The sequence below is a fragment of the Lentzea sp. NBRC 102530 genome (assembly GCF_030269365.1).
Lineage (GTDB): Bacteria > Actinomycetota > Actinomycetes > Mycobacteriales > Pseudonocardiaceae > Lentzea.
The window spans coordinates 186803-213031 of the sequence record NZ_BSTF01000004.1 but is presented as its reverse complement, the minus strand read 5'-3'; the positions used below and the strand labels follow the sequence as shown (position 1 = coordinate 213031).

Here is a 26229-nt window from a genome sequence, read left to right as displayed (position 1 = left end):
TGTCAGCCAGCTCGGTTCGGTCTGGCCTGGACGGGGACGGCACGGCGCCGCTTCCTCGTGGCGTGCAGCAGGAACGCACCCACGGCCAGCAGGACGACGCCCGCGACGATCCACCACGTCACGTCGGCGCCGGTGACCGCGAGGGCACCCACGCCCGTGCCGACACCCACGCCGGTACCGGGGACCTTGTACATCTGCCGCTCTCCTCAGGCCGCGTTCAGCGACGCGCGACGGCGCAGCGCCACGAAACCGACCGGGGCGGCGACGACACCGAGCAGGCCGAGGCCGATCCACAGGCCCGCCCCCGACGCCATCGGGATGGGCAGGTCGGCGGGACCGCACGTGGCCGACGAGATGATCACGTCGCCCGTGCCGATGCCACCGAGCACGCCCTGCAGCAGCTTGATGTGGATCGCGTTCACGGTCAGGCTGCCGTCGTTGTTCTTGATCTGCTCGTTGAAGATCACTTCAGCGATCTTGACGCCGGCGAGCTGGACGTCCAGCTTCGTGTTGGCCGCCGGGTCGGCGTTCACCTGGCCGAGCTTGCCGAGGTTGACGCCGGCGAGCTTCGCCTTGCCGGTCAGACCCTTCTGGGTCGCCGCGCACTCCGCCTCCACCAGTTCGGCGGAGATCTTCCCGGTGACCTTGGAGAGCAGGTCGACCCGGACGTCCGCGGTGCTCGCTCGCGAGTACACACCGCCGGACTTCTCGTCACGCGAAGCCGAAGCGTTGATGACACCGGTCTTGAGGATTCCGGTGAGGTCGACGCCTGCGAACGAGTTCTGCACAGGACCGTTCGCATTGGCTGCGGCGAACGGCTCCGCGTTGACCGCGGGGCTGCCGAGCAGCGTCACGTTGAGCTTCGCACCGTAGGCCGAGGCGTCCCCCGGAGCGGCAGAAGCGGGTGCGGCACCGACCAGGAGTGCGGCAATCGCGATGACTCCGGCCAGTCCCGTCATTCGGACTCGCATGAAACTCCTTCCCTTGATTCCTCCGGCCACCGGGGCGTGCTGATACCACTCTGGTTTCACGCTTTCCGGGGGCAATTACCGGCATCGGCTTTCTTTCGAGGGAACTGAGGGTTACTCCCCGTATCGAGGGACACGACCACTCGTCTCGCCCAATCGGGGCCACTCATCGTGGGTTTTTTTGATCAATTTCCGGTTACGGCGTCACCCGATCCGGGGGTGAGGGATGACGTTCCGTCTACCGATGGAAGGTCAAGTAGCCCGTCTGGGCGCTCCCTCATCGGTGGAAAGGATCTTCGGGTGACGCTTGCCCTGCGCCGCACCGCATTCCCGAGCCGGGTGACCGTGGTGGTCCTCGTCGCCGTCGCAGCGGGACTCGTGTTCGCACACCGGCTCTACCGGACGGCGGAGATCTCCTTGTCCGGCGCGGTCCTGAGCGTCATCAGCTCCTACGGCGTGGACGTGGTCCCCGAGCGCCAGACCGTCTACTTCGGACTGGGTTCGGACACCCCCCTGGGCCTGAGGATGACCCCGGAGTGCACGTCGGCGTTCCTGGTGCTGCCGCTGATCGTGGTCGGCGCGGTGATGATCGCGCTGCGGCCGCGGATCCAGTCGCGGGTGCTGTTCGCACTGGGCGTCGCGGCGCTGGCGGTGGTGGTCGTGAACCAGTTCCGCGTGCTGACCCTGGTGGGGCTGGTGAACTGGCTCGGCGTCGACACCGGCTACTACTGGGGCCACACGCTGCTGGGGTCGATGGTGAGCGTGTTCGGTGGCGCGGCCGCGTTGGTCGCGTTCGTCTGGCTGGCCACCCGGAAGTGAGCCTCGACCTCGTCCTCGGGTTCACGCAGGCGCTCGCTCTGACGATGAGCGTCGCCTTCGTGACGTACGTGTTCGTGATCGTGGTGCCGTACCTGCGGCGCAAGCCCGCTCCGGTAGGCGATCCGTCGTTGCTGGAGTGGCACTTCTTCGTGCCGTGCCGCGACGAGGAGGCCGTCATCGGCGCCACGATCAGGTACCTGCGCGAGACGTTCCCCATCGCGCACGTGTGGGTCATCGACGACGACTCCGACGACCGCACCGCCGGTGTCGTGCGGACGTTGAAGCGCAACGGCGGTATCCGTGATCCGCAGATCCACCTCGTGCAACGCCAACGGCCCTATGCCCGCACCGGCAAGGGCAACGCGCTGAACGACGCCTACCGCACGTTGAAGATGTGGATGGGCCGTCGTGCCGATGCCGACCGTGCGATCGTCGTGGTGGTGGACGCGGACGGGCGGCCTGCTCCCAACTGCCTGGAAGTCTGTGCAGCCACGCACCTCTTCGGCAATCCCCGCATCGGGGCCGTGCAGGTGGACGTGCGGATGATCAACGCCGGGCAGCGGCAGCCGGGCGTGACGCGGTGGCGGCGGGCGTTCGGCGCCGGGCTGGTGCGGATGCAGGACCTGGAGTTCCGCACGGCCATCGCGGCGATCCAGATGTCGCGCGGTGCGACGGGCACGATCTCCATGGGCGGCAACGGGCAGTTCACCCGTCTGTCCGCTTTGGACTCCATCGCCGGGCCGACCGGGTCGCCGTGGCGCGGGTCGTTGCTGGAGGACTTCGAACTCGGCGTGCACCTGCTGACGGCGGGGTGGCACACGGGCTTCTCGTTGGACACGCACGTGAACCAGGAGGCGTTGTACTCGTTGCGGCGTTTCCTGGCGCAGCGCACCCGGTGGGGTCAGGGAACCATGCAGTGCATGCGGTACCTGCGCCGCATCTGGGACTCCGACCACCTGACGACGTTGGGGGCGGCGGAGATGATGTACTACCTCGCGCAGCCGTGGATGCAGTTGCTCGGCACGCTGATCTACCCGATCCCGATGGCGATGATGGCGTACCGGTTCATGGTGTCGCCCACCGAAGTCGTGTCGTGGTTCTTCGACGGGGCGTGGATCCTCTTCACCGTGTACGGCGCGTTTGGTTTGTTGCCGTTCGTGTTGTGGGGGCCGGTGTATCGCGCGCGTTGCGTGCCCGTCGGGTTCTGGAAGTCCATCCTGTACGGGTTCGGCTACGCGCTGTACATCTACACGTTCTACATCACATCGTGGCGCGCGCTGATCCGGTTGGTGCGCGGCAACAACGGCTGGACCAAGACGCGCCGCAACGACGACCGCGTCGCCGGCAAGGTCGCACTCGATGTGTGACCGGTCACTTTGCAGACATGGAACAAAGACGTTCTCGAGTCGGCGTGGTTAATCTCAGGTTCTCTCGATTCCGCCTGGGAGGGAACGTGACACTCGCACTCGCGCCCCGTCGCACCGTGCTCGCCGACTTCGTGCCGGGAGCGCTGGTCCGCGACCTGACGCTGGTCGTCGCCGGTGCCGCCTTCACCGGACTCGCCGCCCAGGTGGCGCTGCCGATTCCGGGCAGCCCGGTGCCGCTGACGGGCCAGACGTTCGCCGCGCTGCTCGTCGGCGCAACGCTGGGCTGGCAACGAGGTGCGACCTCGATGCTGCTGTACCTGATCGCGGGCGTCGCGGGCGTGCCGTGGTTCCAGGGAGGCTCGTCCGGCGTTCCGGTGTCGCTCGGCTACGTCGTGGGCTTCGTGTTCGCCGGTGCCCTGGTGGGCTACCTGGCCGGACGCGGCGGCGACCGCACACCGTTGCGCGTGGTGGGCCTGATGGCACTGGGCAACCTGGCGATCTACTCCGTGGGCGTGCCGTGGCTGATGGCCGCCGCGGACATGTCGTTCGGCAAGGCGCTGGCCGTCGGCGTGCTGCCGTTCCTGATCGGTGACGCCCTGAAGATCGCGTTGGCCGCGGGCCTGCTGCCGGGAGCCTGGGCGCTCGTCCGCCGTCGGTAGCTTGGACCAGGTGATCACGCCTGGGGAGTACCTGTCGTTCCTGGATGCGCGCCTGCCGGGCCTTGTGGCGGGCGCGCATCTTTATGGGTCGCGCGTGCTGGACGACGTCGTCCCCGACTCGGACCTGGACATCGTGATCGAGCTGTCCTCTCCTGCCGAGGTGCCTGCTGTCGAAGGCGCCGACGTGGCCGTGGTGCCGGCCGGGTCGTTGGAGAAGCCGGTCTTCGACGTGACCCCGTTGTCCGGCGAGATCACTCCCGTGCTGTGGCAACAGCTGCGCACCGTCGGTCAGACCGTGCGCGGCACACGACCGTCCTGCCCCGGCACGGCCGCCGATGTCGAGGCGTACTGCCGCGACAACCTCGCCACCTACTGGAAGACCGAGTTCGACCACTTCCGCGGCATAGCTCCGTCGCTGGACCCCGAGGCGTCCATAGGGCGCGCGAACCTGCTGTGGGTGGGCCTCGGCCCGGCCAGGCTGTGGCACACGATCCGCACCGGCGAGATCGTCAGCAAGTCCCGCGCCGGCGTTCTGGCCGCCGCCCGCTGGCCCGACCTCCCGATCCTGGAACTGGTCGCCTCCCGCCGCGGCGAGGACGTCCCGCTGAAGGTCTCGCACGCGCTGGCGTCCCTCGACCTGTACGACCGGATCGTGGCCGACGTAACGACGTAGGTCCCGCGGCCGAGAAATCCGCGTGACGACGCATACCCCCGAAGAGCTGGGCTGCCTCGCGGGCGGCCCGGCCCGCGCGGCCGAGGTGGCCCTGGCCCGCCTGATCCAGGCAGGCCTGGTCCGGGTCTCGCGCGAGGGCGTGCTGAGCGCCGTCCACGTACCGGGCCAGGGCCCCGCCACCCCGCTGGAGGCCCAGATCCTCCGCGGCCTGCGCCACGGCCGCCTGCTGAACGACGTGGTCTACGGCGCCTTCGCCTCGCCCGAGACAGAGGGCCTGCGCACCCACCTCGTCAACCGCAAGCTCCTGCGCCGCCGCCGTTCCTACCGGCCGCGCCTCTACCCGTGGCTGTTCCTGCTGACCCCGCTGCTGTTCATCGCGGGAGTGCTCAGCGCCGTGGCACCGGAACTCCTGGTGGACTTCCTCGACTTCGCGCCATCGCTGACCGGGTTCCCGTTCTGGTACTTCTTCGCCGCCGGCGTGGTCGCCCTCGTCTGGGCCTCGGTCCTGCGCGCCCGCGACCCCGGCCGCCTGCGCACCCGAGCCGGGTACGTCCTGGTGAAGCGAGCCCAGAACCGGGTGAGCTCCCGCGACCCGATCGGCGCGGTCGCGGCCCGCGGCCTGCGCGGCCGGGCCGGCGGGATGGCGATCGCGGGGATGTTCGGTCTCTCCGCGCTCGCGATCGGGATGCTGCCGGGGCGTGAGACGACGTCCAGCAGCAGCTGCGGAGGTGGCTGCTCGTCGGACAGCAGCTGCTCGTCGAGCGACAGCGGGGGCAGCAGCTGTGGCGGCGGGGGCTGCGGCGGCGGTTGCGGTGGAGGCGGCGGCGACTGAGCCCTCGGCTTCGCCGAACAGCCCTCGGCTTCCCCGCACAGCCCTGATGTCGCCACACAGCCCTCGGCTTCGCCGCACAGCCCTGGTGTCGCCCCGCCTTCCTCTCCGGTCCGGCACACCCGCCAACTCGGCGTCCTCTCCGATCCAGCGGGTCCGGCGAGACTGTCGGACCTGCCGGGTACGGTCTTCCTCGTGCCTGAAGTTCCCCCCACCCTGAGCCTTCTCGAAACCGCCGTCCACGCCGTCGGCGGTGCGGAGCGCCCTGGTCAGGTGGAGATGGCCGAGGCCGTCGACCACTCGATCCGCACGGGCGAGCACCTCGCCGTGCAGGCGGGCACGGGTACCGGCAAGTCGCTCGCCTACCTGGTGCCGTCCATCCGGCACGCGGTGGCCAAGGACGAGACGGTGGTCGTGTCGACGGCCACGATCGCCCTGCAGCGGCAGCTGGTCGACCGGGACCTGCCGCGGCTGTCGAAGGCGCTCAAGAAGGATCTGGGGCGGGAGCCGACGTTCGCGATCCTCAAGGGCCGGCGGAACTACCTGTGCATGCACCGCGTGCACAACGGGGCGCCGGACGAGCCCGAGGAGGACGCGCTGTTCGACCCGTTCGCGGTGTCGAAGCTCGGGCGTGAGGTGAAGCGGCTGCACGAGTGGTCGTCGGACACCGAGACCGGTGATCGCGACGAGCTGGTGCCCGGTGTCAGCGAGCAGGCGTGGCGGCAGGTGAGCGTCACCGCTCGGGAGTGCCTGGGCGTCAGCAAGTGTCCGATCGGGTCCGACTGCTTCGCGGAACGGGCGCGCGCGGAGGCCGGCAAGGCGGACGTGGTGGTCACGAACCACGCGATGCTCGCCATCGACGCGTTGGAGGGCTACCAGGTGTTGCCCGACCACGACGTGGTGGTGATCGACGAGGCGCACGACCTGGTCGACCGCATCACGTCCGTGGCGACGGAGGAGCTGAGCGGGGCGAGCGTCAGCATGGCGGCGCGCAGGTGCGGCCGGCTGATCGACCAGGACATCGCGGATCGGCTGGCCGAGGCCGGCGACGGGCTCGCGATGATCCTCGAGGACATGCCGTCGGGCCGCCTCGACGCACTGCCGCGTGCCCTCTCGGGTGCTCTCGCGGCCACCAGGGACTCGGCGCACAACTGCGTGACGGCCCTGGGATCGGAACGCAAGGAGGATCCGGACGGGGCGACGGCGCGCAAGCTGGCGCTGGCGCTGCTCGAAGAGGTGCACGACTGCGCGGTCCGGGTGCTGGAGGCGTTCGACGAGGAACGCGACGTCGTGTGGATCTCGGGCGACTTCAACCAGAAGGCGCCGTCCATCAGGGTCGCGCCGCTCGGCGTGGGCGGGCTGCTGCGCGAACGGCTCTTCGCCAAGCGCACCACGGTGCTGACGTCCGCGACGCTCACGCTCGGCGGCGCGTTCGACACGATGGCGCGCCAGTGGGGGCTGCCGCCGAGCGATAAGGTCCGCAAGATCGAGGGCGCGGCCACCGAGAAGGACCTCGACGGTCCCAAGTGGACGGGTCTCGACGTCGGCTCGCCGTTCCAGCACGGCACGAGCGGAATCCTCTACGTGGCAAGGCATCTGCCGCAGCCGGGCCGCGACGGGCTGCCGCCCGAGTACCTGGAGGAGATCGAGGGCCTGGTGAACGCGGCCGGCGGGCGCGCGCTCGGCCTGTTCTCCTCGACGCGCGCCGCCAAGGCCGCCACCGAAGCGCTGCGGGACAGGATCGACCACCCGATCCTCTGCCAGGGCGACGACGCGACGGGTCTGCTGGTCAAGAAGTTCTCCGAGGACGAACGCACGTGCCTGTTCGGCACGCTGTCGCTGTGGCAGGGCGTGGACGTGCCCGGGCCCAGCCTCCAGCTCGTGATCATGGACAGGATCCCGTTCCCCCGGCCGGACGACCCGCTGGCGTCGGCCCGGCAGAAGGCGGTGAGCTCACGCGGCGGCAACGGCTTCCTGACCGTCGCCGCCACGCACGCCGCCCTGCTGATGGCCCAGGGCGCGGGCCGCCTGCTGCGATCGATGTCGGACAAGGGCGTGGTGGCCGTCCTCGACCCGCGCATCGCCACGGCCCGCTACGGCGGCTTCATCCGGGCTTCGCTGCCGCCGTTCTGGACCACCTACGACCCGGAGGTCGTCCGGGCCGCCCTCAAGCGTCTGGACGCTGCCCAGACGAAGTGATCCGTTCGATCAGTTCGTCGCGGAAGGCCTCGGCCTCCGTCACGTCCTCGGAGGCGTCGGCCTTCTTCAACGCGCCTTCGAGGATCTTCAACGCCTGCCGCTCGTCCCCGCGCGCGTCCGCCTGCCGTGCCGCGTTCTCCATCGCACGGGCCAGCGGGGTCTTCGCCTCGGGCTCCTGAGCCGCTTTGTTGATCCTGATCCAGTTGCCGGCCGGGTCCACGACCGTGAACCCGGTGTAGCGGTCGTTGCGCAACCGGGGCCGGGTCATCCGCGGAATACCGGCCACCAACAGCTTCCCGTGCCGTTCGCGCATCCCCGCCGCGAACGCCTCGAACAACGGCCCGGTGTCCTCCACGATCACCACGCACGTGCTGTGCGACTCCTCCGGCACGTGCCCCGGCATCCCGTAGAAGTGCAGGTTGAGGTCCTCGCGACGCACGCACACATAAGGGTTCGGCCGCGTCTGCCGATAGGTGACGGAGAAGCCGAGCATCTCGTAGAACGACGCCATCTCATCGATGTCCACACAGGGCAGAAGCGGAATTGTCAGTTCGTTGGCCACCGCCCGAAGCTAAGCCCGAATCATCCGAAACGACACGGAGCAATTTGCTCAAGCGAACAGCAGAACGACTCCGCCCACCAACAACAACGCCGACACCACGGCGAGCATGAGCACCCGCTTCCGAGGCGTCCCCGCGTGCTTCAACGCAATCCCCAACGGACCGACCACAACAGCCTCCTTCGCAGGCATCACGACAGCGGCCCGCACGACCCCGAACGCCACCGACCACGGCGACATCCCGAGCTCGCGAGCCCCGACCACGTCCGCTTCCCACTGCTCACGCCAGCGCTCGTCCGACGCCACGAGCCGCACCAGCCACAACGCGACCCTCATTGCGCCGCCCGAGGCACGAACCGCGGCGCCGGAGCAGCCCGGGCCACGACCTTGCGCGCCTCCGCCGCCCCTTCTCCGGTCAGCCGGTACATCCGCCGCCGAGGCCCACGCCGTTCCGCGTCGTCGTCCCAGGCGGACGTCACCCACCCGGCCCGCTCCAGCCGGTCCAGCAGCGGGTACACGCTCCCGGACGGACGGCCGGTGAGCTTGATGATCTCCAGCCCCCACCGCGGCTCGCCGGCGCCCAGCAGCACCTCGAGCACGTCGACGGTGGCCTTGCCGATGCGTTGCAGTGGCTCCACGCCACTAAGACTACCTATGTAGATTAAGCCGTTCAAGCAGTTCTTCGCGGAACTCCAGCGCCGACGCCCGCTCCTCCTCCGAAGCGTGCACCTCCCGCACCAACGCCCCTTCGAGGATCTTCAACGCCTGCCGCTCGGCCCCGTGCGACCCGGCCAGCGTCACCGCGTTCGTCAGCGCCCGCGACAGCCCGTTGCGGCCCGGCTCCTGGCGCTCCCGCACCGCCGGCACCACACGGACCCAGTTGCCACCGGGGTCGACCAGCAGGAACCCGTCCCGCCGAGGCCGGGTCACCCGCGGGATCCCGCTCAGCAGCACCTGCCCGTAGACGGCCCGCATCCCCGCGGCGAACGCCTCGTACAGCTCCCGCGGGTCGTCGACCTGGATCAGGCACGAGCTGTACGACGACGTGACGTCGAACCCGGGGATGCCGAAGAAGTGGAGGTTGATCTCCTCGCGCCGCACCGACAGGTACGCGTTCGGGCGGTACTGCCGGTACGTGACGGTGAACCCGAGCATCACGTAGAACTCGGCCACCTCGTCGATGGAGGCGCACGGCAGCAGCGGGATCGTCACCTCGTTGGCCACGTCGCCAAACTAGCGCCGCAGGTCAGCCGTCGACCAGCAATCCACGTAACGGTCCTTGCAATCTTCCGGCACGGCGGGACACACCGGGCAGGGCCGTCACCCGCCCGGAGCCCTCCATCTCGCGCCGCCACACCCGGTCGACGACCTCGTGCGCCGGGCCGGAGACGTCCGACTCCAGATGTTCCGCCCACAACCGCAGCCGCGTCGCCCGCACCACGTCGGCGTCGTCGGTCACGACGTTCACCTCGGTGTCGTTGAACAACGAGTGCTCGTTCAGGTTCGCCGACCCGACCGACATCCACTTGTCGTCCACAATGGACAACTTCGCGTGCACGTACACCGGCGCGTCACCGTGGGCGACCAGGGTCGCGGCCACCAGGCGATCCGCGTCGGCGTCGAGCAACCGGCCGAGCTGCCCGCGTGTGGTGTCCGCGCCGTTGCTCGGCTTCTGCGGCAACAACAACACCATCCGGAACTCGTCCGACGGCGGCCGCCGCAACTTCTCCAGCAACACCTCGGTGATCTCCGGCGACCACAGGAACTGGTTCTCCACGTAGATCAACGACTCCGCCGCCCGGAAGGCGCGCAGGTACGAGTCCAGCAGGCTGAAATCGCCGTGCGGGGCGAACGAGTACGTCTTCTCCGGGATCGTCCGCACCAGCTGCACCGACGATGCCCCGGCCTCGGGCGGCACCTCGGGAGGCGGCAGCGTCTCCCCCGCGATCTCCAGCCACCTCGCGGCGAAGTGCGCCGCCACTTCCGCGACGACAGGCCCCTCCACTCGCGCTGTGTGGTCGTGCCAGCCCAGATCGCGCGGCGGGTGTTCGGGCGAGTCGTGCCGGTCGCCCTCCACCGCCGTCATGTCGAGGCCGCCGACGAAAGCCACGTCGTCGACGATCACGACCTTCTCGTGGTGGCAGTGCAACGTCCGCTCACGCGCGTCCAGCTCGCAGCGGACGGCACCGCACTCCCAGAAAGCCTTCTGCGCGGCCAAAGCACGCTTGCGCGTCGGTTCGAACATCGGGAACGGCGGTCCCGCCCACAGCAGCACGCGCACCGGAACCCGTTCCGCCGCGGCGGACAGCAGCTCGCGCAGCTGCGGCGCGCCCGGCTCGCGGGTCAGCCGGAAGTCCGGCGACGCGTGCCAGTTCGCGATGTGCACGTACTTCTGCGCGTTCTCGATCGCTTTCGCCACCTCGGGAAACGCGGTGGCACCGTCGACCAGGACTTCGATGGAGTTGCCGTGCTGCACGGGCCGGCGCGGGGTGAACCACCCCGCGCCCTCACCGGCGAGCACGTCGCCCCACCCCAGCCGCCGCAACCGGCGCGTGTGGTGCGAGCACAACATGTTCTCCAGCCCGTCGCCGAGCCGGGCGTCAAGAACGTCGAGTAGGCCCACGAGACGCGGATTTACCCGATTCGCCCGGACCTAAACCGCGATGACCGTCGTCGTGCCCGGCTCGACCTCGGTGAAACCCGCGTCCCGCACGGCCACGACGTCCCCGCGCCCGAGCAGCGAGTCCCACTCCGCGACGGACGGCGTCCGCACGGCACACCGGAAGTCGAGCGCGGTCCACGCCTTCAGCTCGTCGACGGACAACGTCGGCGCCAGCAGCATGGACGCGTGCCCGACCTGCGCCGCGAGCTTGCCCGCGGACATCTCGACGCGCGGGTTCACGTACAGCAGCCGCGCGCCCTCGGGCACCGCGCCCGGCTCGTCGAGCGGCAGGTCGGAGCCGGAGATCTGGAGCTTCGCGACCTCCCGCGGCGTCTCCGTCACCAGCACCGGCAGCAGCGAGCGGACCGAGGCGCCGTCCACGGTGATCGTCACCCCGGGCAGCTCCTGCACGGCCTCCCACTGCACGCCACGGGCCCGCCGCGACACCTTGCGGATCCGCCCGGCCACCCACGACCGGACGGCCTCGTGCCACTCCCCGCCGACGTCCGCACGAGGGTCCAGGCACACCGCGACCGCCGAGGCGGCCGCGGCCTCCAGCAGTGCCGTCCGGCCGGGCGGGTCGACGCGTTCGATGCGCAACACCATCGGCATCGCGCGGACTTCGGTCTCCTCCGCGTAGTTCCGGGAGGCGATCAGGTCGAGGATCATCACAGCCGGGTCAGCTCCAGGCCGTCGGCGGCGTCGGCGGCCTCCACCTCGGCGCGCGTCACGCCCAGGATGAACAGCACGGCGTCGAGGAACGGGTGCGACAAAGCGGTGTCCGCGACCTCGCGCAACGCGGGCTTGGCGTTGAACGCGATGCCGAGACCGGCCGCGTTGAGCATGTCGATGTCGTTCGCGCCGTCGCCGACCGCCACGCACTGCGCGAGCGACACGCCCACCTCGTCCGCGAACCGGCGCAGCGCCACGGCCTTGCCCGGCCGGTCGACGATCTCGCCGACCACCTTGCCGGTCAGCTTGCCGTCGACGACCTCGAGCGTGTTGGCCGCGCAGAAGTCGAGCTGGAGCTCGTCGGCGAGGCCGGTGATCACCGACGTGAACCCGCCGGACACCACGCCGCAGAAGAAGCCGAGGCGCTTCAGCGTGCGGATCGTCGTGCGGGCACCGGCCGTGAGCTCCAGCGTCGCCCCGACCTCCGCCAGCACCTTCTCGTCGAGACCCTCCAGCAACGCGACCCGGCGCCGCAGCGACTCGGCGAAGTCGAGCTCGCCGCGCATCGCGGCCTCGGTGATCTCGCGCACCTGCTCCTCGCACCCGACGTGCGCGGCCAGCATCTCGATCACCTCGCCCTGGATCAGCGTGGAGTCGACGTCGAACACCACGAGGCGCTTGGCCCGGCGGGTGAGCCCGGCCCGTTCGACGGCGATGTCGAGCCCCACCCGCACAGAGATGTCGGCGAGGGCGGAACGCAGCGCCGCGTCGTGCTCCATGGTGTCGTCCGCGACGGAAACGCGCAGCTCAAGGCCCGTGACGGGGTAGTCGGCGACACCGCGGATGGCGTCGATGTTGACGCCCAGGGACGCGAGCCGGCGCGCGACCTCGGTGAACGCCTTCGCGGTGACCGGGCGGCCGAGCACGATCAGCACGTGCGACGACTCGAGGCGTGCGGTGCGCTTCGAGTCCGCGCCGATCTCGATCTCCACGTGCATCGAGACGGTGGCCATGGCCTGCTCGACCGACTCCTGCAGGCCCTCGGGGTCGTGGTCGGTCGAGACGAGGGCCCCGAGCACCAGGCGGCCCCTGATCACGACCTGCTCGACGTCCAGGACCTCGACGCCGTGGCGGGTCAGCACGGCGAAGAGCACCGAGGAGACACCGGGCTTGTCGGGTCCGGTCACGGTGATCAGCACGGGCGTTTTCACGTCGTCGTCTCCTCGTCAGACGCGACGAGCCCCGGCCGCGCGAGGCAGCCGGGGCTCGTCGTTGAACCTGTGCAGAGCAGGTTACTTGTCGTGCTCCGCGTCGTCCTTCTCGGACGCCGTACCCGACTTCATGGCGGCCGCGGCCAGCTCCGAGGGAGCGGGCTTGGCGTCCTTGTGCGCGATCGTCTTTCCGGTGAAGGTCACGTGGCCCTCGTTCCGGATGCGTTCGATCATGTGCGGGTAGTGCAGTTCGAACGCCGGGCGCTCCGAACGGATCCGGGGCAGCTCGGTGAAGTTGTGCCGCGGGGGCGGGGACGAGGTCGCCCACTCGAGCGAGTTGCCGTAACCCCACGGGTCGTCCGCCGTCACGACCTCACCGAAGCGGTAGCTGCGGAAGACGTTCCAGATGAACGGCAGCGTCGACGCGCCCAGGATGTAGGCACCGATCGTGGAGATCATGTTGAGCGTCGTGAAGCCGTCGGACGCGAGGTAGTCGGCGTACCGGCGCGGCATGCCCTCGTTGCCCAGCCAGTGCTGGACGAGGAACGTCGCGTGGAAGCCGATGAACGTCGTCCAGAAGTGCAGCTTGCCCAGCGGCTCGTCCATGAAGCGACCGGTGATCTTCGGGAACCAGAAGTAGATACCCGCGAAGGTCGCGAACACGATCGTGCCGTAGAGCACGTAGTGGAAGTGCGCCACGACGAAGTACGTGTCGGACACGTGGAAGTCGATCGCGGGCGCGGCCAGCAGGATGCCGGACAGACCACCGAAGAGGAACGTGACGATGAAGCCGATGCTGAACAGCATGGGCGTCTCGAACGTCAGCTGGCCCTTCCACATCGTGCCGATCCAGTTGAAGAACTTCACACCGGTCGGGACCGCGATGAGGAACGTCATGAAGGCGAAGAACGGCAGCAGCACGGCGCCGGTCGCGTACATGTGGTGCGCCCACACGGCGACGGACAGCGCGGCGATGCCGAGCGTCGCGTACACCAGGCCGTTGTAGCCGAAGATCGGCTTGCGGCTGAACACCGGGAAGATCTCCGACACGATGCCGAAGAACGGCAAGGCGACGATGTAGACCTCCGGGTGCCCGAAGAACCAGAAGAGGTGCTGCCACAGGATCACGCCGCCGTTGGCGGGGTCGAACACGTGGGCGCCGAGGTGCCGGTCCGCCAGCAGGCCCAGCAGAGCCGCGGTCAGGATCGGGAACGCGAGCAGCACGAGCACCGACGTCACCAGGATGTTCCAGGTGAAGATCGGCATGCGGAACATCGTCATGCCGGGCGCGCGCAGGCAGACCACGGTGGTGATCATGTTCACCGCGCCGAGGATGGTGCCGAGACCACCGACCACCAGGCCGGAGATCCACAGGTCGGCACCCGCGCCGGGCGAGTGGATGGCGCTCGACAGCGGCGTGTACGCGAACCAGCCGAAGTCAGCCGCGCCACCGGGCGTCACGAAGCCCGCCATCACGATCAGGCCACCGAAGAGGTACAGCCAGTACGAGAAGGCGTTGAGCCGCGGGAACGCCACGTCGGGCGAGCCGATCTGCAGCGGCAACACGAAGTTGGCGAAGCCGAACACGATCGGCGTCGCGTACAGCAGCAGCATCACGGTGCCGTGCATCGTGAAGAGCTGGTTGAACTGCTCCTGCGAGAGGAACTGCATGCCGGGCCGGGCCAGCTCGGTCCGCATCAGCATGGCCATCGCGCCGCCGACCATGAAGAAGGCGAACGAGGTGACCAGGTACATGATGCCGATTTGCTTGTGGTCCGTGGTGCGGAACATCCGCAGCAGGAAGGACCCCTTGACCGCAGTGCGCGTCGGATAAGGACGCGTTGCGATCGGCTGCGGGGCTACGGCCGTCACGGTGCCTCCAGGCCTTGGTGGGACCAGTCGTTCGGGAAACTCCCCGGGATATTAGACGCAACCGATCAGCTCCATTCGGGTGGGCCACGGCCGGTGGCCAGCGGCGTAGCGCAGGTCACACGTATCCTGCCGCCGTGCTCCGAATGCTCGCTGTCGCATCTGTCCTGTTGCTGGCCGCCTGTGGCTCGCCGGCCACGCACAACTCCGCGGACGTCGAATTCGCCCAGGGGATGGTCCCGCACCACGAGCAGGCGTTGCAGATGTCGGGCATGGTCACGACCCGCACGGAGAACTCGCACGTGATCGACCTGGCCAAGCGCATCGCGGACGCGCAGCGGCCCGAGATCGAGCGCATGAACGGCTGGCTCCGGACGTGGAACGCGCCGGTGAAGGCGTCCTCGCGCACCTCGCACGGCCACTCCGAGGACCACGGCATGGTCGACCTCGGCAACCTGGCCGACCTCGACGGCACCGAGTTCGACCGGCAGTGGCTGTCGCTGATGATCCAGCACCACCGCGGCGCCGTGGACATGGCGCGCAAGCACCTGGACGCCGGCACCGACCCCGAGACCCGCAAGCTCGCCCAGGACGTCGTCAGCCACCAGGAGAAGGAGATCGCCGAAATGGAGTCGCTCCTCCCTCAGGGCTGATGCCAGCCTTCCAGGCGTGAACGTTCATGGGTCCGTGCGCGCCGCCGTCTCGTTGGCGGCCTCGCACGGCGTGATGTGCACCGACCCACTGGTCCTGAAGGCCGCGAGCAACGTCCTGGTGCACCTGCGCCCGGCCCCGGTGGTCGCCCGCGTAGCCGGCCGCACCGCCCTCATGCGCCCCGCGGTGGCCTCTCACTTCGCCCGTGACCTCGCGGTGTCGACCTTCCTGGCCGGACGTGGCGTCCCGGTCGTGACGGCGTCTGACGAGCTTCCTGCGGGCCCGCACACCCACGACGGCTTCGTGGTGTCGTTCAGCACGTACGTCCCCCACGACCCGGACGTGAGGCTCCCCCACCACGACGTTCTGAAGATGCTGCCCGCGTTACACGCCGAACTACGGCACTACGACGGCCCTCTACCCGTGCGCGGCCCTCTGGACGATCTGGAGAACACCCTCGCCTACCTGCGCGGCCGTGCGCCCTTGGAAGAGCTCCAAGCTCAGTTCGCCGACCTGAGGTCGCGCTGGGACCCCCTCGACGTCCACCCGCTGCACGGCGACGCGCACCACGGCAACGTCATGGTGACCCCGTCCGGCCCGGTCTGGAACGACTTCGAGGACACCTGGCGCGGCCCGATCGCCTGGGACCTGGCCTGCGCCGTCGGCTCCAACGACGAAGGAGCCGCCCAACGCGCCGTGGAGATCTACGGCGGTGGAACGGCTCCTTCAGACGTGGAGTTCCACGTTGAGTTGCGCTCGTTCTTCACCACGCTCTGGGGCGTGTTCAAAGAGCACAGTTAGACGCGACGCCTGCGCATCACGAGCACCAGCGCGGCACCGGCACCGACGAGCAGGGCGCCGAGCCCGAGCAGCCAGGGCGACCCGAACCCGGTCGCCGCCAGCTGGTCCTCGTCCGCGACGGGCACGAACGCGCTGGTCGACTCGGTGGTCGTGGCAGGGGTGCCGGACGAGGACGACGCCGACTCCGAGGTCGTGATGCTGGTCGTCGAGCTGGGCGTCGACGAGTGCGTCACGGTCGACTCTGTGGTCGTCGTCGTGGTCGTGGTGGTGGTAGTCGTCGTGGTCGTCGTCTGCTCGACGCCACAGCCGTACCAGTGGCTGATGTCCGATCCGTTGCCGTTGTCCTTCAGCGGCGCGCGGAGCTCGTTCCACGGCAACGGGCCGAGCTTGTCGGCGAGGTACACGTTGAACACCGGCCCGCCCTTGACCACGATGCCCGTGACCTTGAGGTTCGTGTTCACGGCGGTGATGTTGAGGTGCAGCTGGTTGTCACCACCCGTGTAGGTGAACAGGTTCGGGTGGATCGTCTGTCCCGTCAGCCCGCCCACGGTGCAGGCCTCGGGGTGGTTGATGTCGACGTTCTTGAGGTATCCGGTCGCCCGCGGGTCACCGCTGTCGACTTCGTCGGCCGAGGCGGCCGTGACGAGGCCGAGCATCGACGTGGCGGCAAGGGCGGCCGCGGCGAGCAGGCCGGCTCTTCTCAAGGGTGTCAGGCGCATCGGGTTACTCCGTGGGGGTTGGCGGATGCGGCGATCTAAGACGATCGACGTCCCCCGAACGGTCTAGATGACGATCAACTTCGCCCTTGTGGCCGATTCGTTATTGCCCTGTGAAGTCGCATCCCCAAACGACCAAACGCCGGACGGGGCCTGCGAAGCGGCCCCGTCCGGCGTTTGAAGATCAGGGCAACGATAGTCACCGCGGAAGATCAGTCGTTCTGCTGGACCTCGGCTGGCCTCAGGAACACGGTGCCACCACCGGTCGGCATTCGCCTGAACCACTGAACAGGGGTAACAGGCTGGCCGATCATCGGGCCCACCCCGCTGGTCGGGTGGGCGACAGGCACGCCGGCGTTCTGCGGGAACTGCTGCAGGCGTTGAGGCTGGTTCGGGGAGGTCATTGTTCCTTCTCGGGAGGCGACTAACGTGCTTGGTCGGGCAACCCGACGAGGCCCGATCTGTGGAGCGAAACGAGTGCCTTTTCAAGCCTGACCGCCGCCGCGGCGGATCCGACCTTCCATTCCTCGGTCGCACGGGCGAGCATCCACCCGAACGATTTCGCCGTCCTATCGTCACGCCACTGACCCAGAGTCCAGCTCGCGTCCTCGTCAAGCCAGAAGACCACAGGCGGCAAATCCGCCCTGCCTGCCACCACCCGCCCCGTGATCGCACGCCTGTGACGCACGTCCGACAGCAGGTGAAAATGGCCGTCTTCTGAAAACTGCGGGGCAAGTGTCTCACCGTCCACATGCGACGGCTCGGCGGCCTCGGCTCTGTGCTCCACCGGGTCGCCCATCAGTGCGCGAAGCAGCCAGCGGGCGTCAGAACGAAGATCCGTTTCATGTCTGAGCAGCCACTCACCGATCTCGGCAGCACGCTTCTTTGCTTTCGTCAGCAATGAATCGGGCCCGAGTTGTTCGGCGCCAATGGACAGGTTGAACTGCGCCAGGCAGCTGTAGGCATGCCAAGCCGCGAAGGTCTGTTCCAGTGGCCATCTGGCGCGCGACCACGAAGTCTGGAAATAATCCGCGTCCTCCGCACTCAGGTCAAGAAAATCTTTTGCGATCGCCAGATCGAAGAACTTTTCGTGCGCCCCTTCGTGGACCAGGGCTTCTGCGATCTCCATGGGAAGCCGAGGCTCGTCGACCAGCACCACTCCGGGCACGTATCGCGACGACGCCGAGACCAAACCAGCAGACGTCTCACGCTTGAGCACTACGAGCATCGAGACGTGCGCAAGGAGGTCCTCAGCCATGTCCGGCGCGAGCTCACGCAGCAGCCGAACACCCTCGGCCACGATCGTGAATGCGGCATCGAACCGGTCACCGTCCGCCTCGGTGAGCGGTTCAGGCCTCGCACCAGCCGGAGCGGTGATCCGCAGCGGAGCCTCGAGCACCTCGGCGGCGGAGGGATCCGCGGCCACCGGCACCCCGGCGTCACGCACTCTCATCGCAGCGGCGACGTCGAGCTTCGCCAGGTCCAGTCCACCGTGCCCCGCGAGCGCTCTGCCGATCTCGAAGCGGACGACCGGGTGGTCAGCGAGGCTGTCGGACAACTCGGTACCCGGCGCGAACATGTCAGCCGCAAGGCGGTACAACGTCCGCCTCTCGTCGACCAGAGCAGGCGCAGGAACAAGCGCCGCATGCAGCGCATGCGTGCTCAAAGCAGACGAACTCGTCACCAAAGACCCCGCACTCACGTCCCCCGACGCCGTGGAGTCACGGGCCCCACCACATCAGCGCGGGGCCCTGATGCGGCGCCACTTTAGACCACAAAGTGATCCGCACAACACATAGGATCACCCAACAAATACATGTGCCCCGGACGCGTCCTGTGGACGACGCGCCGGGGCACGGTTTCAGGTTGATCTGATCATCAGCCGAACATGATGCTCGTGACGTTCACGAAGCCGATCACGGCCAGAGCGACCACCGAGACGGCGATCATCGTGAGCACGGTGCGCCAGCCGATCGCGGCGACGGCGACTGCGACGGCGGCGGCTACTCCAAGTGCACTCCCTGCGGACATCTCGTTCCCTCCCGACTGAGCGAGTACGGGCTCCCAGGTGTGGGCGGTCCTGGGCGTCTCGCCTGGTAGTAGAGTCTCGCGTTGTCGGTTGTCTGTCAACGGTCGCCAGGTTGCCAGACAAGTTGCAACCAGACTGCAAGAGGCCTAAGCTGGACCAATGCCCGCCGACGACACGCCGCTCGGCGAGAGCTGGGCGCTCTCGCCCGACTCGCGACGCCCCCTGCCGGAGCTGATCGAGCAGAAGCTCCGCGAGCAGATCATCGGAGGCGCGCTCAAGGCCGGCGACCGCCTGCCCACCGAGCCGGAACTGGCCAGGAAGCTGGACGTCGCGCGGTCGTCGCTGCGCACCGCCCTTCAGCGACTTCAGCTGCAGGGCATCGTCGAAGTGCGACGCGGCCTGGGCTGGTACGTCCGCCGCACCGATCTGGCAGCTGTCGAAGAGCATCTCGAAGGCAGGCTCGCCGCTCGGCAGTTCTCGCAGACGGACCTCCTGGAAGTGCGGATCGCCCTGGAGACCACGGCCGCGAGCCTCGCGGCGGTGCGCGCGGAGAGCGGCGAGGTGGACGAACTCGCCAAGCTGAACCTCCGTTATCAGCGCGCGTCGGTCGACGACGTGCAGGAGGTGATCGAGTCGGACGAGGAGTTCCACTCGGCACTGGTCCGCGCGAGTCACAACGAACTGCTGGAGCACATGTACCAGGCACTCGTGCCCGGCCTGCAGGACTGCAAGCGGCACGCGCACCCGTCGCGCGAGGTGCACAGCCGTTCGGCCGGCGAACACGAGCAGGTGGTCTGGTTCTTGCGCCGACAGGATGAAGTGGGCGCGAAGAGCGCGATGACAAGGCATCTTCTCGGTCTTTACAACGACATCACCGACGACGACGCGATCCCGAAAGCCACGCACAACACCTACGTGGCGGTGACCGACAACCCGATCTGGGGCCGGCAACGCTGATACGGCATCAACCGAAAGGGCCTGGTGCTCTTCCGCCTGCGCTCCCACCATGTATGAACCAGCGGTGGAGTGAGGGGGCGGGCGGCGAGTGGCGGCAGCGCGCAGGCACACACTGGCGCTGGTCGTCGCGTTCGGGTTGATCGCTCTGGCCGCTGCGGATCTCGCTGTCGTATTCCTCTGGCAGCCCGGTTCCCGGAACCTCCTGCACGACGTGCTGGTCGTGTTCTGGCCGCTACCCGCTTTGGCGGGATTTCTGCTCGGCGCGTACGAGCTGTTCCTGCACCGGCGCCTGGTCCGGGAGCTGAGCCAGATCTCGGGCCCGAGCATCGTCGAGCACCTGCTGCCCAACGACGTCCTGCGCACGTTCCTCTCGTCGATCTACGGCTCGAACGAGGCGAACCAGGACGTCGTGGCCGGTGTCCTCGGAGGCAACGGCCTCCGTCCGCACGGCAAGGACCTGACGATCAGCACGAAAACGACGGTGAAGCTGGAACTGCAGGGCATCAACGCCAAGACGTACCACCTGATCACGACGCAGAGCTACCAGTTCCGGCACACCGTGCCGGTGGACCGATTCGTCATCTTCGTGACCAGCAACGTGTTGCTGCGCGACACGATCAGCGCGGCCTGCCGTTACCCGCTGTTCGAGCTCTACTACATCACGGACCCGTCGCTGTTCCTCGACTCGGTCGACGACGTCCTGCATTCGACGCAGATCGCGATCGACTACGTCGACCACGACGGCGTGACCCGTTCTGCCGCACCAAGTCAGATCCCACCACTCGAGGTGAGGTTCGACCAGTGGCCGAACTACCTCACGTTCTTCCGCGAGTCGATGGGCCCGCTGCCCAGATTGAGCCCGCACAACCACATGGGCGACCTGCGCATCTTCGAGTGCGACCTCAGCGGTATCGCGGAGGACCACCTGGTGAACGCGATCCGCGGTCTCAGCGTCACTTCAAGGATGCTGCAACGAACCAACGAGGGCTTCTGCTACTGGCAGGCACCCTATCCGTCCTATGTGGAGCAGATCAGCTTCGAGGCCCGCGGCCTGACGGTCGACCAGTCCCCTGACCACGAATTCTCCATCATGCCGTTCCTGTTCCGCTCGAACACGGTCACAGGTCAGTGGCTGAAGGCGGACGACCTCGACGACCTCACGGTTCGGTCGTGGTTGCTTCCCGGTCACGGCGTGGCTCTGATGTGGCGGGAAGCGCGACGTTGACCGTGCCTCCGGTGGGAGCCCGCCGGAACCAGTCGACCCGGTGCACCGGGTCACCTTGAGGCCGTGGAAGTCGGGGAGACGGAGGAATAGCCGGCACCGGCCACGTCTCTGCGATCGAGGCGTCGCCGGACAACGGGCGCTCGGAGGTCATCGCTTCCCCTCCCTCTTGACCACAAGGTTACCCGGACGTCGAGTCCGGGGACACCTCCCGCCGTGCGACAAACTTGATCTCATAGCGATAGCCCAGCTTGGTGTTCTTCGAGCGCCAGTGAATCCCGTCCCGGTGACGGCACGTGCTTGACTGCAGGATCGACTCCTGAGCATCGCCGTGCTCCCCCTTGTTCTGGCTCGCTTCCACCAGATGAGCAGCACGCGGAGACGGGAAGATCTCCAGCCCGTTCTTGCCGGTCACATGAACATCGATCTCGTCCGTGATGTAGGAGATGTCGATCGAGTGGGACTCCTCGGCGAAGAGCGCGGGCATGCTTTCGTTCAGGTCGATCTCCAGCTTGACCCGGCGCTTCGACTTGCCCTTCTCCAGCGACACGGGGATGCGGACCACACCCTCCTCCATCACCAGATCCTTGAACAGAGCTCCCTCCACGAACGCCCGGCTCCGGTGGATGTAGGACTGCAGCACGTCGTAGTCCCTGCCGTCGATCATCAGACGCCGAACGTGCACGCTTTGCCACGGCGGCGCGTCGACCTTCGCGGCGGAGAAGATCGGGAACGCGAGCCAGGCGACCGCGACGTCCCGGTCAGCCTCCACGTCGAACTCGACCACGTAACCAGCGCTGCCGTCAGGCCCGACCTCCAACCTGTCGGTTCGCCTGCGCACCCGCAGTTGACGCGACACGTGCACGTCGACATCGCGCAACGAACGAAGCAATTCCAGTCGCTGAAGCAGCGTGGTGCTGACGATCCACAGCAAGACCAGGAACGTCGCGGCACCCGTCGCGTACATGACCCCGCTCAGCACACCGAACAGCTGCTCCTTGGTGGCTTCATTGCGCAAGCTGACCAGCGTTCCAGCGACCGTCAGCAGAACGGAGACAGCGCCTGAGACGAATGCCGCGACGCCGGGAGAGATTCCCGATCTACCGGGATCAGCCATCGCGCGTCCTCTGGCTCGATCAACAGGTCGTCCAGCGTAAGCAGGTCAGAGCAGTGCCGGGCACCTCTGTCACCCGTTCGGCCCGGCTAGCGCAAGCGGATGCAAGAAATTGCGTACACTTGCGCCATGACGCAACGGAGGCTGGCCGAGGTCGCGGCCAAGGTCGGGGTCAGCGAGGCCACCGTCAGCCGGGTGCTGAACGGCAAGCCAGGCGTGTCGGACGCCACCAGGAGTGCCGTGCTCACGGCACTGGACGTGCTGGGATACGAGAGGCCGACGCAGCTGCGGGGTGAGCGGGCCCGGCTGGTCGGACTGGTGCTGCCCGAGTTGCAGAACCCGATCTTCCCCGCGTTCGCGGACGTCGTGGGCAACGCGCTCGCGCAAAGGGGTTTCACGCCCGTGCTGTGCACCAGGACGGCCGGGGGTGTCACCGAGGCCGAGTACCTGGAGTTGCTGCTGGAGCAGCACGTCAGCGGGATCGTGTTCGCCGGCGGGCTGTACGCGCAGAAGGACGCGAGCCACGGGCACTACCAGCAGATGATGTCCCGGAAGTTGCCTGCGGTGCTGGTCAACGCCGCCATAGACGATCTGGCGTTCCCGCGGGTGTCGTGCGACGACTCGGTGGCGGTGGAGCAGGCCTACGGGCACCTGACGTCGCTGGGGCACAAGCGGATCGGGGCCGTGCTCGGGCCGCCGGACCACGTGCCGAGCCAGCGGAAGATGCTGGCCATCGAGAAGTGCGGCGGGGCTGATGTCGAGCACGCCATGTTCAGCCTGGAGGGCGGGCAGGCCGCGGCGACCAAGCTCGTGCAGCGCGGGGTCACGGCGATCATCTGCGCCAGCGACCCGTTGGCGCTGGGGGCGATACGGGCCGTGCGGCGCGCGGGGTTGGACGTGCCCAAGGACGTGTCGATCATCGGGTATGACGACTCGGCGTTCATGACCTGCACTGATCCGCCTCTGACGACGGTGCGGCAGCCGATCGAGGCGATGGGGCGGGCCGCGGTCGAGTTGCTGGCCAACCAGATCTCCGGCAACGCGGTGGCGCCGGACGAGTTGCTGTTCGAGCCGGAGTTGGTGGTGCGGGCGTCCAGCGCGCCGGTGAGGTAACGAACGCAGTCAGCTTCTTGCGAGTTTTCGTCTGGATATTGCGTTCAGATGTAACGGGGACTTATGGTCGCCGTCACATCGACGCGCTCGCGAGAAGGGCGGCCCCACCATGAAGAAGTCCGCTGCCGTGCTGATTGGCGGTGTCCTGGCGCTAAGCACCGTCGGCTGTGGGAGCGGTTCCACGACCGAGCCGGGCGGCAAGGTCCAGATCAACATCAACGGTCAGCCGCCGCAGACGCAGGCGTTCGACCGCAAGGTGTTCGACGAGGACGTCGCCGAGTTCGAGGCGGCGAACCCGGACATCGACCTCGTGCCGCACGAGGGGTTCATGGACCCGAAGACGTTCAGCGCCAAGCTCGCCGGCGGGCAGCTGGAGGACGTCTTCTACGTCTACTTCACCGACCCCGCGGCGCTCATCGCCCGCAAGCAGGCGGCGGACCTGACGGACTACGTCAAGGACGTGCCGCACTACGGCGACATCAAGCAGGAGCTCAAGGACGTCTTCACGGTCGACGGCAAGGTCTACGGCCTGCCGACCGCGAACTACACGATGGGCCTGCTCTACAGCCGCACCAACTTCACCAAGGCGGGCCTCGACCCCGACAGCCCGCCGAAGACGTGGGACGAGGTGCGCGCGGCGGCCAAGAAGCTCAAGGACGCCGGCGTCACCGGGTTCGCCGAGTACAGCAAGAGCAACCAGGGCGGCTGGCACTTCACGACGTGGATGAAGTCCGTCGGCGGTGACATCGCCAAGAAGGACGGCGACAAGTTCGTCGCCGACTTCAACAACGACAAGGGCGAGGAAGTCCTGCGCAGGCTCAAGGAGATGCGCTGGGACGACAACTCCATGGGCGAGAAGCAGCTCCTGGAGATCGGCGACGTGCAGAACATGATGGGCGCCGGGCAGCTCGGCATGTACCTGGCCGCGCCGGACAACGTCGCCGCGATCGTCAACCAGTTCAAGGGCAAGTACGACGACTACGGCCTGGCCGCGATCCCGGAGCAGAAGGGCACCCTGCTCGGCGGCGAGGGCTACATGATCAACCCGAAGGCCTCGCCGGACAAGATCAAGGCCGGCCTGAAGTGGATCCAGTGGAAGTACCTGAACCCGGACCGCCTCGAGGGCAACCTGCAGAAGTACAAGGACCGCGGCCAGCCCGTCGGCCTGCCGATCCCGCCGATCGCCGACGTCTGGACCGGTGAGCCGCGCAAGAAGCAGGAAGACCTGAAGTCCAAGTACGCCACCATGCCGGTCAAGAACTTCCAGGCCTACGTGGACGGTTCGGAGAAGACCAAGGGCTCGCTGGAACCGCCGCAGGCGCAGCAGGTCTACGCGATCCTCGACACCGTCGTGCAGGCGGTGCTGACCAACAAGGACGCGGACCACGCGGCTCTGCTCAAGGACGCGGAGACCAAGGTCAACGCTGTTCTGGCGCAGGTGAAGTAGGTGCGGCGCCACGTCACCGCGTACGGCTTCCTGAGCCTCGCGCTGGTCGTCTTCGCGATCTTCTCCTGGTGGCCGATCGTGCGCGGGGTGGTCCTGAGCTTCCAGCAGGTCAACTTCGTCACGAGCCCCGACTGGGTCGGCTGGGAGAACTTCGAACGACTCTTCGCCGACCCGCTGTTCGGGGTGGCGTGGCGCAACACGCTCTACTTCACGCTCCTGGCGCTGCTGCTCGGCTTCGGCGTCCCGTTCCTCACGGCCGTGGTGCTCAACGAACTGCGGCACGCCAAGGGGTACTTCCGCCTGCTGGTCTACCTACCGGTCATGCTCCCGCCGGTCGTGACGGCCCTGCTGTGGAAGTGGTTCTACGACCCGGGGCCCGGGCTGTTCAACTCCGTCCTCAGAGGACTGGGCCTGCCGACGAGCCAATGGCTCGACTCCAGCAGCACCAGCATGATCAGCCTCGTGCTGGTGATCACCTGGGCGAACATGGGCAGCGCGACGCTGATCTACCTGGCGGCGCTGCAGACCATCCCGGGTGAGCTGTACGAGGCCGCGGACCTGGACGGCGCCGGGATCGTCAAGAAGGTCTGGCACATCACGATCCCGCAGACCAAGTTCGTGATCCTGATGCTGTTGCTGCTGCAGGTCGTCGCGACCATGCAGATCTTCACCGAGCCGTTCATCATGACCGGCGGCGGGCCGGAGGAGTCCACGGTCACCGTGCTGCTCCTGCTGTACCGCTACGCCTTCTACTACAACGACTTCGGCACCGCGAGCGCGCTGAGCCTGATCCTCTTCGCGGTGCTGGGCGTCTTCTCCTTCCTCTACCTCAAGATCACGAAGAAGGCCGACGCATGAGGACTCTCACCAGGGGCACCGGCCCGCTCTACTGGGTCGTTCTCGTCGGCACGCTGGTCCTGTTCACCGCCGCGTTCCTGCTCCCGCTCGTCTGGGTGCTGCTCGGCGCGTTCAAGCCACCGGCCGAACTGGCCCAGCAGCCGCCGACGATCCTGCCGCAGACCTGGGAACCGGGCGCGTACGCCGAAGCCTGGAACTACATGGAGCTCGGCAAGTTCTTCCTCAACACGCTCGTCGTCGCGCTCGGCGCGTGGGCGGTGCAGATGGCCGTGATCGTCCCGGCGGCCTACGCGCTGAGCAAGCTCCGGCCGATCTTCGGCAACGCGATCATGGGCCTGATGCTCGCGACGCTGATGCTGCCGTCGACGGCCGTGCTGGTCCCCGTCTACCTCACGCTCACCGACCTCGACCTGCTGAACAACCCGGCGGGCATCTGGTTGCCGGCCGCGGCGAACGCGCTGAACGTGTACCTGCTCAAGCGCTTCTTCGACCAGATCCCGGAAGAACTCCTCGAAGCGGCCAGGATCGACGGCGCGAACACGTGGACGACCCTCGTCCGCATCGTGCTGCCGATCTCCCGCCCCATCCTCGCCGTCGTCTCGATCTTCGCGGTCGTGGCGGCGTGGAAGGACTTCATCTGGCCGCTGCTCGTGTTCCCCGATCCGGCGAAGCAGACGCTCAGCGTCGCGCTCCAGCGCTTCGCTCCGGACACACCGATCAACCTCCTGCTCGCGGGCCTCGTGCTGGCGAGCCTGCCGATGGTGGCGCTGTTCCTGGCGTTCCAGCGGCACATCCTCGCGGGGCTCACCGCGGGCGGCGTCAAAGGGTGAAAGG

28 protein-coding genes and 1 pseudogene are annotated in these 26229 nt (G+C 67.9%); 14 read left to right on the top strand and 15 right to left on the bottom strand.

Going from position 1 to position 26229, the window contains the following annotated elements:
• Positions 1-2: 2 nt before the first annotated feature.
• Together QSK25_RS12465 and QSK25_RS12460 are read right to left on the bottom strand one after the other, a co-directional pair.
• Positions 3-194, bottom strand: a complete 192-nt coding sequence (locus tag QSK25_RS12465) for an LAXTG motif-containing small protein (RefSeq protein WP_285638091.1) — start codon at positions 192-194, stop codon at positions 3-5.
• Between the two features lie 12 nt (positions 195-206).
• A complete protein-coding gene (locus tag QSK25_RS12460) occupies positions 207-971 on the bottom strand; it encodes a choice-of-anchor protein CoaP (RefSeq protein WP_285638089.1) in 765 nt (254 codons plus the stop codon).
• A 297-nt stretch (positions 972-1268) separates the two neighbouring features.
• On the opposite strand from QSK25_RS12460, the gene xrtP reads away from it, so the two are divergent.
• From xrtP to QSK25_RS12430, 6 genes and pseudogenes are all read left to right on the top strand, one after another.
• Entirely contained in the window at positions 1269-1787 is a 519-nt protein-coding gene (xrtP, locus tag QSK25_RS12455) for an exosortase P (protein WP_285638087.1), read from the top strand.
• Positions 1784-3154, top strand: coding sequence for an XrtP-associated glycosyltransferase (locus QSK25_RS12450; protein WP_502881838.1), 1371 nt, complete (start codon positions 1784-1786; stop codon positions 3152-3154). Before xrtP ends, QSK25_RS12450 begins: the two co-directional genes overlap by 4 nt.
• 86 nt (positions 3155-3240) lie before the next feature.
• On the top strand, positions 3241-3813 hold the full coding sequence (locus QSK25_RS12445) for a biotin transporter BioY (protein WP_285638085.1): 573 nt from the start codon (positions 3241-3243) through the stop codon (positions 3811-3813).
• 10 nt (positions 3814-3823) lie between these two features.
• Positions 3824-4486 carry a nucleotidyltransferase domain-containing protein gene (locus QSK25_RS12440; protein ID WP_285638083.1) on the top strand — a complete coding sequence of 221 codons (663 nt, stop codon included), beginning with the start codon at positions 3824-3826 and terminating at the stop codon, positions 4484-4486.
• A 13-nt stretch (positions 4487-4499) separates the two neighbouring features.
• A pseudogene (locus tag QSK25_RS12435) lies at positions 4500-5318 on the top strand (TIGR04222 domain-containing membrane protein); the annotation flags it as partial.
• Positions 5319-5510: 192 nt separating this feature from the next.
• Positions 5511-7514: an ATP-dependent DNA helicase gene (locus QSK25_RS12430; protein ID WP_502881837.1), complete on the top strand. Its 2004-nt coding sequence runs from the start codon at positions 5511-5513 to the stop codon at positions 7512-7514.
• Here QSK25_RS12430 and QSK25_RS12425 read toward each other — a convergent pair.
• The 8 genes from QSK25_RS12425 to ctaD all read right to left on the bottom strand — a co-directional run bounded on the left by QSK25_RS12425 (position 7483) and on the right by ctaD (position 14490).
• Positions 7483-8076: a DUF8817 family protein gene (locus tag QSK25_RS12425; RefSeq protein ID WP_502881836.1), complete on the bottom strand. Its 594-nt coding sequence runs from the start codon at positions 8074-8076 to the stop codon at positions 7483-7485. The genes QSK25_RS12430 and QSK25_RS12425 overlap by 32 nt on opposite strands.
• 48 nt (positions 8077-8124) lie before the next feature.
• Complete coding sequence (locus QSK25_RS12420) at positions 8125-8409, bottom strand: hypothetical protein (RefSeq protein ID WP_285638079.1); 285 nt, start codon at positions 8407-8409, stop codon at positions 8125-8127.
• Positions 8406-8711 carry a PadR family transcriptional regulator gene (locus QSK25_RS12415; RefSeq protein WP_285638077.1) on the bottom strand — a complete coding sequence of 102 codons (306 nt, stop codon included), beginning with the start codon at positions 8709-8711 and terminating at the stop codon, positions 8406-8408. The genes QSK25_RS12420 and QSK25_RS12415 overlap by 4 nt, the downstream gene beginning before the upstream one ends.
• A 10-nt stretch (positions 8712-8721) precedes the next feature.
• Positions 8722-9297, bottom strand: a complete 576-nt coding sequence (locus QSK25_RS12410; protein WP_285638075.1) for a bleomycin resistance protein — start codon at positions 9295-9297, stop codon at positions 8722-8724.
• Positions 9298-9319: 22 nt separating this feature from the next.
• Positions 9320-10696 (bottom strand): phospholipase D-like domain-containing protein, encoded by a 1377-nt coding sequence (locus QSK25_RS12405; protein WP_285638071.1) that lies wholly within the window; start codon positions 10694-10696, stop codon positions 9320-9322.
• A 30-nt stretch (positions 10697-10726) separates the two neighbouring features.
• Positions 10727-11404: a peptidyl-tRNA hydrolase gene (locus tag QSK25_RS12400; RefSeq protein WP_285638069.1), complete on the bottom strand. Its 678-nt coding sequence runs from the start codon at positions 11402-11404 to the stop codon at positions 10727-10729.
• The gene (gene serB, locus QSK25_RS12395; RefSeq protein ID WP_285638067.1) at positions 11404-12618 is read right to left on the bottom strand and encodes a phosphoserine phosphatase SerB; all 1215 of its coding nucleotides are present in this window, start codon (positions 12616-12618) and stop codon (positions 11404-11406) included. The genes QSK25_RS12400 and serB overlap by 1 nt, the downstream gene beginning before the upstream one ends.
• Before the next feature lie 81 nt (positions 12619-12699).
• On the bottom strand, positions 12700-14490 hold the full coding sequence (gene ctaD, locus QSK25_RS12390; protein ID WP_285638065.1) for an aa3-type cytochrome oxidase subunit I: 1791 nt from the start codon (positions 14488-14490) through the stop codon (positions 12700-12702).
• A 143-nt stretch (positions 14491-14633) separates the two neighbouring features.
• Here ctaD and QSK25_RS12385 point away from each other — a divergent pair, with 143 nt between their 5' ends.
• Positions 14634-15140: a DUF305 domain-containing protein gene (locus QSK25_RS12385; RefSeq protein WP_285638691.1), complete on the top strand. Its 507-nt coding sequence runs from the start codon at positions 14634-14636 to the stop codon at positions 15138-15140.
• Between the two features lie 16 nt (positions 15141-15156).
• Positions 15157-15939: an aminoglycoside phosphotransferase family protein gene (locus tag QSK25_RS12380; protein ID WP_285638062.1), complete on the top strand. Its 783-nt coding sequence runs from the start codon at positions 15157-15159 to the stop codon at positions 15937-15939.
• Here the strand turns inward: QSK25_RS12380 and QSK25_RS12375 are convergent.
• The 4 genes from QSK25_RS12375 to QSK25_RS12360 all read right to left on the bottom strand — a co-directional run bounded on the left by QSK25_RS12375 (position 15936) and on the right by QSK25_RS12360 (position 18686).
• Positions 15936-16658 (bottom strand): LPXTG cell wall anchor domain-containing protein, encoded by a 723-nt coding sequence (locus QSK25_RS12375; protein ID WP_285638060.1) that lies wholly within the window; start codon positions 16656-16658, stop codon positions 15936-15938. The genes QSK25_RS12380 and QSK25_RS12375 overlap by 4 nt on opposite strands.
• 209 nt (positions 16659-16867) lie before the next feature.
• Complete coding sequence (locus tag QSK25_RS12370) at positions 16868-17059, bottom strand: hypothetical protein (RefSeq protein ID WP_285638058.1); 192 nt, start codon at positions 17057-17059, stop codon at positions 16868-16870.
• A gap of 20 nt (positions 17060-17079) precedes the next feature.
• Complete coding sequence (locus QSK25_RS12365) at positions 17080-18339, bottom strand: aKG-HExxH-type peptide beta-hydroxylase (RefSeq protein ID WP_285638057.1); 1260 nt, start codon at positions 18337-18339, stop codon at positions 17080-17082.
• 194 nt (positions 18340-18533) lie between these two features.
• Positions 18534-18686, bottom strand: a complete 153-nt coding sequence (locus QSK25_RS12360) for a hypothetical protein (RefSeq protein ID WP_285638055.1) — start codon at positions 18684-18686, stop codon at positions 18534-18536.
• Positions 18687-18843: 157 nt separating this feature from the next.
• On the opposite strand from QSK25_RS12360, the gene QSK25_RS12355 reads away from it, so the two are divergent.
• Entirely contained in the window at positions 18844-19641 is a 798-nt protein-coding gene (locus QSK25_RS12355) for a FadR/GntR family transcriptional regulator (protein ID WP_285638053.1), read from the top strand.
• An 88-nt stretch (positions 19642-19729) separates the two neighbouring features.
• Positions 19730-20866 (top strand): hypothetical protein, encoded by a 1137-nt coding sequence (locus tag QSK25_RS12350; RefSeq protein WP_285638051.1) that lies wholly within the window; start codon positions 19730-19732, stop codon positions 20864-20866.
• Positions 20867-21044: 178 nt separating this feature from the next.
• Here QSK25_RS12350 and QSK25_RS12345 read toward each other — a convergent pair whose 3' ends face one another.
• Positions 21045-21980: a hypothetical protein gene (locus QSK25_RS12345; protein WP_285638049.1), complete on the bottom strand. Its 936-nt coding sequence runs from the start codon at positions 21978-21980 to the stop codon at positions 21045-21047.
• A gap of 126 nt (positions 21981-22106) precedes the next feature.
• Between QSK25_RS12345 and QSK25_RS12340 the strand changes: the two genes are divergently transcribed.
• The 4 genes from QSK25_RS12340 (at position 22107) to QSK25_RS12325 (ending at position 26225) form a co-directional block, all read left to right on the top strand.
• Positions 22107-23090, top strand: coding sequence for a LacI family DNA-binding transcriptional regulator (locus QSK25_RS12340; RefSeq protein WP_285638047.1), 984 nt, complete (start codon positions 22107-22109; stop codon positions 23088-23090).
• Between the two features lie 109 nt (positions 23091-23199).
• Positions 23200-24537 carry an ABC transporter substrate-binding protein gene (locus tag QSK25_RS12335; RefSeq protein ID WP_285638045.1) on the top strand — a complete coding sequence of 446 codons (1338 nt, stop codon included), beginning with the start codon at positions 23200-23202 and terminating at the stop codon, positions 24535-24537.
• On the top strand, positions 24538-25395 hold the full coding sequence (locus QSK25_RS12330; protein ID WP_285638043.1) for a carbohydrate ABC transporter permease: 858 nt from the start codon (positions 24538-24540) through the stop codon (positions 25393-25395).
• A complete protein-coding gene (locus QSK25_RS12325) occupies positions 25392-26225 on the top strand; it encodes a carbohydrate ABC transporter permease (protein ID WP_285638041.1) in 834 nt (277 codons plus the stop codon). The genes QSK25_RS12330 and QSK25_RS12325 overlap by 4 nt, the downstream gene beginning before the upstream one ends.
• Positions 26226-26229: the final 4 nt, after the last annotated feature.

Bases quoted from the DNA above. Each gene is read 5' to 3' on its own strand.
- QSK25_RS12465 (WP_285638091.1), bottom strand. From the start codon at position 194: ATGTACAAGGTCCCCGGTACCGGCGTGGGTGTCGGCACGGGCGTGGGT.
- QSK25_RS12460 (WP_285638089.1), bottom strand. From the start codon at position 971: ATGCGAGTCCGAATGACGGGACTGGCCGGAGTCATCGCGATTGCCGCA.
- QSK25_RS12420 (WP_285638079.1), bottom strand. From the start codon at position 8,409: ATGAGGGTCGCGTTGTGGCTGGTGCGGCTCGTGGCGTCGGACGAGCGC.
- QSK25_RS12400 (WP_285638069.1), bottom strand. From the start codon at position 11,404: ATGATCCTCGACCTGATCGCCTCCCGGAACTACGCGGAGGAGACCGAA.
- QSK25_RS12385 (WP_285638691.1), top strand. From the start codon at position 14,634: ATGCTCGCTGTCGCATCTGTCCTGTTGCTGGCCGCCTGTGGCTCGCCG.
- QSK25_RS12375 (WP_285638060.1), bottom strand. From the start codon at position 16,658: ATGCGCCTGACACCCTTGAGAAGAGCCGGCCTGCTCGCCGCGGCCGCC.
- QSK25_RS12370 (WP_285638058.1), bottom strand. From the start codon at position 17,059: ATGACCTCCCCGAACCAGCCTCAACGCCTGCAGCAGTTCCCGCAGAAC.
- QSK25_RS12360 (WP_285638055.1), bottom strand. From the start codon at position 18,686: ATGTCCGCAGGGAGTGCACTTGGAGTAGCCGCCGCCGTCGCAGTCGCC.
- QSK25_RS12355 (WP_285638053.1), top strand. From the start codon at position 18,844: ATGCCCGCCGACGACACGCCGCTCGGCGAGAGCTGGGCGCTCTCGCCC.
- QSK25_RS12345 (WP_285638049.1), bottom strand. From the start codon at position 21,980: ATGGCTGATCCCGGTAGATCGGGAATCTCTCCCGGCGTCGCGGCATTC.
- QSK25_RS12340 (WP_285638047.1), top strand. From the start codon at position 22,107: ATGACGCAACGGAGGCTGGCCGAGGTCGCGGCCAAGGTCGGGGTCAGC.
- QSK25_RS12335 (WP_285638045.1), top strand. From the start codon at position 23,200: ATGAAGAAGTCCGCTGCCGTGCTGATTGGCGGTGTCCTGGCGCTAAGC.
- QSK25_RS12325 (WP_285638041.1), top strand. From the start codon at position 25,392: ATGAGGACTCTCACCAGGGGCACCGGCCCGCTCTACTGGGTCGTTCTC.